Annotated in this window: 4 protein-coding genes; 3 read left to right on the top strand and 1 reads right to left on the bottom strand. The window is 72.4% G+C overall.

What is annotated here, in order from left to right; all coding sequences use genetic code 11:
• Window positions 1-92: 92 nt before the first annotated feature.
• Window positions 93-983, bottom strand: coding sequence for an HhH-GPD family protein (locus ACXN5W_RS30180; RefSeq protein ID WP_473161786.1), 891 nt, complete (start codon window positions 981-983; stop codon window positions 93-95).
• Between the two features lie 106 nt (window positions 984-1089).
• Here ACXN5W_RS30180 and ACXN5W_RS30175 point away from each other — a divergent pair, with 106 nt between their 5' ends.
• The 3 genes from ACXN5W_RS30175 (at window position 1090) to ACXN5W_RS30165 (ending at window position 2973) form a co-directional block, all read left to right on the top strand.
• Window positions 1090-1602, top strand: coding sequence for a glycine cleavage system transcriptional repressor (locus ACXN5W_RS30175; RefSeq protein ID WP_473161785.1), 513 nt, complete (start codon window positions 1090-1092; stop codon window positions 1600-1602).
• Entirely contained in the window at window positions 1599-2159 is a 561-nt protein-coding gene (locus ACXN5W_RS30170; protein ID WP_473161784.1) for a peptide deformylase, read from the top strand. Before ACXN5W_RS30175 ends, ACXN5W_RS30170 begins: the two co-directional genes overlap by 4 nt.
• An 88-nt stretch (window positions 2160-2247) precedes the next feature.
• Entirely contained in the window at window positions 2248-2973 is a 726-nt protein-coding gene (locus tag ACXN5W_RS30165; protein WP_473161783.1) for a hypothetical protein, read from the top strand.
• Window positions 2974-3101 lie beyond the last annotated feature (128 nt).

Here is a 3101-nt window from a genome sequence, read left to right as displayed (position 1 = left end):
TCGTGCTGTCTCTTCTCCCCCCACCCGCCCGCCCCCCCCCCCCCCCCCCCCCCCCCCCCCCCCCCCCCCCGGACCCCCAGCGACCGAACCGATCAGCCGTCCCGCCGGTCGCCCGCCAGCACGCAGGCATCGCCCACCAACTCCACCAACCCGTCCTCGACCAGTCCGGCGAGTGCCCTGGCCCGTTGGACCTCGTCGGACCAGACCAGGTCCAGCCGTTGCCTGGGGACGGGACCGGTGCTGTCCCGGAGGACGGCCAGGAGCAGACCGCGGACCTGACGATCGGTACCGGCGTACCGCTGCGGTCGGCGCGTGGGCCCGATCGGCACGTCGGGTCGACCGGCCCCGAACCAGGCACACGCACCGGCGAGCGGGCACGCCGGGCACCGGGGCGAGCGCGCGGTGCAGACCAGCGCGCCCAGTTCCATGAACGCGGCGCTGGCCCGTGCGGCCACGGCCGGTTCCGCCGGCAGCAGTGCGGCGGCGGCCACCAGGTCGGCCGGTCGGGTCGCCGGTCCAGCGTCGGGCTCGCCAGCGACCGCACGCGCCACCAGCCGCCGGACATTCGTGTCCACAACCGGGTGCCGCTGCCCGAACGCGAAGGCGGCCACGGCTCGCGCCGTGTAACTGCCCACCCCGGGCAGCGCGAGCAGGTCGTCGAGGTCTTCGGGCACCCGTCCGCCGTGTCGGTCCACCAGCGCCACCGCGCACTCGTGCAGCCGCAGGGCGCGCCGCGGATAGCCCAACCGGCCCCACAGCCGGATCGCCTCGGCGGGAACCTCCACGGCCAACCCGGCCGGAGTCGGCCATCGCGCGACCCACTCCCGCCACACCGGCAGTACCCGCGCCACAGGAGTCTGCTGCAGCATCACCTCGCTGACCAGGATCGGCCAGGCGCCCACACCGGGCACCCGCCAGGGCAGGTCACGGGCATTGTCGTCGTACCAGGAAATGGCCAGGGTGGCGAGCTTCGTCTCGGACATCGCGCCGACGATCCTGCCATGCCCGCGCTTCGGGGTTTCGGTCCCATACCGTGGGCCGCGGCGGGTATCCCGGTGGCCACGACCGCCGATGCGGCAAACTGCTCCGGTGAATGAGCTTGCCATCACCGTGATCGGCCACGACCGGCCGGGGATCGTGGCCGATGTCGCCGAGGCGCTGGCCGGACTGGGCGCCAACCTCACCGACTCGACCATGACGCGGTTGCGCGGCCATTTCGCGATGACCCTGGTCTGCTCCGGCCCGGGAGCGGTCGAGGTGGAGGACGCGCTCGCCCCGCTCGCGGATGACGGTCGGCTGTTGGCCAGCGTGCTGTCGGTGGTCGCCGATGGTCCCGAGGCGTCGAGCGGTGAGCCCTACCAGGTTTCGGTGTACGGAGCCGACCGGCTCGGCATCGTCGCGGCGGTGACCCGGGTGCTCGCCTCCGCCGGGGCGAACGTGACCGACCTGACCACCCGACTCGCCGGGCAGCTCTACGTCCTGGTCGCCGAGGTGGATCTGCCGGCCGGGACGGCCGACGACGTGGCGCGGCGCCTCACCGAGGCGGGAACGGCGCTCGACGTCGAGGTCACGCTCCGTCGGGTCCAACCGGACGTCCTGTGAGTGGGAGCCCGACCGGGATCGCCGGTTGGAGTGTCAGCGCGCTCGGCGTACCCGGTGAGGTGCGTCCGGTGGTCGTCGCGCCAGCGACGGTGCTGAGCCGCGGCGGTACGCAGGTCGACCCGCGTGCCGCGGAGACCGTACAACTGGCGGCGGACCTGCTGGCCACGATGCGGGTGTCCCCCGGCTGCGTCGGCCTGGCGGCCCCGCAGCTCGGCGTGCCGGCCAACGTGTTCGCGGTCGACGTCACCGGGCACCCCAAGTCGGTCACCGTGCACGGCGAGTTCGTGCTGTGCAACGCCGCGATCGTCGAAGCCACCCGCTGGCGGCCGGGCCGGGAGGGTTGCATGTCGGTTCCGGACCTGACCGGGGACGTGAAGCGGGCCACCCGGCTGGTGGTGACCGGGCAACTGCCCGGCACCGGCGAGGAGATCCAGTTGACCACGGACGGGTTCGAGGCCCGAGCCCTGCAGCACGAGATCGACCACTGCTCCGGGAAACTCTTCCTCGACCGGGTCGCCGGTGCGCACGCCGTGTTCCCGCGCAAGGTCTACCAGTGAGGATCGCTCCAACCCGGGCCGGGCGGCCGGGTCGGATCCGGCGCGTCGGCGGGACCTCCTCGAAACCGCCGACTACGGTGTGGACATCATGCGTCTGACGGTTGGCCCCTTGCCCCCCACGGTTTACTGGCGGCGCCGGGCCGTCGTGCTCGGAGCCGGTCTGCTCTTCCTGATCGTGTTGATCTATTCCTGTTCGCAGTCCGACGATCCCCATGGCAAGCCGAAGGCGGGAGCCACCGGCACGGCCCCGACCCCCACCGGCGCGGCCTCCACGGGCACCACCCCGACCAGCTCACCGACCGCCGACGGGGGTAACTCCTCGCCGCCCGGCGGCGGTCCCGGCGGCGGTGAACCGATCACCCCGGCGCCGGGCGCCACCGGCCAGGTCAACGCCACCGGAGTGGCCGCGCCACCGACGAACGGCTGCACCGACGACGAGATATCGGTGATCCCGGTGCCGTCACCACGGTCGGTGCAGCGCGGCACGGTGGTGAATCTCCAACTGAGAATCAAGAATGTCTCCAACCGTGCCTGCGCCCGGGATGTCGGCGCGGACCTGCAGGAGATCTACATCAAGATCGGTGCGCAGAAGGTCTGGTCATCAGACACCTGCGGTACGGCCCGGGGCTCCGATGTGGAACACCTCACCCCGAACATCGAGCACTCCTACCAGGTCGACTGGAACGGTCGGGACGCCAGCCGATGCGCCGACGGGCAGGCCGGTGGGCAGTTCGCCGATCCCGGTGAGTACCAGGTGATCGGTCGGCTGGGCAGCAAGCTCAGCGAGCCGGTGAAGCTGACGATCACGGGCTGAGGGTGGCGGGGGTTTCCGGCCCTGCTCCGTGGTGCGGTCCGTGGTTTCGGTCTCGGCGGGGGGGACGCCCTCCGGGGCGCCTGACGGGGCCTCTGCCGTGTTTGGGCGATTGTCGGGCTGGCGGTTGG

It is taken from the genome of Plantactinospora sp. A48 (assembly GCF_055793945.1).
This window is presented reverse-complemented; position numbering and strand designations above follow the sequence as displayed.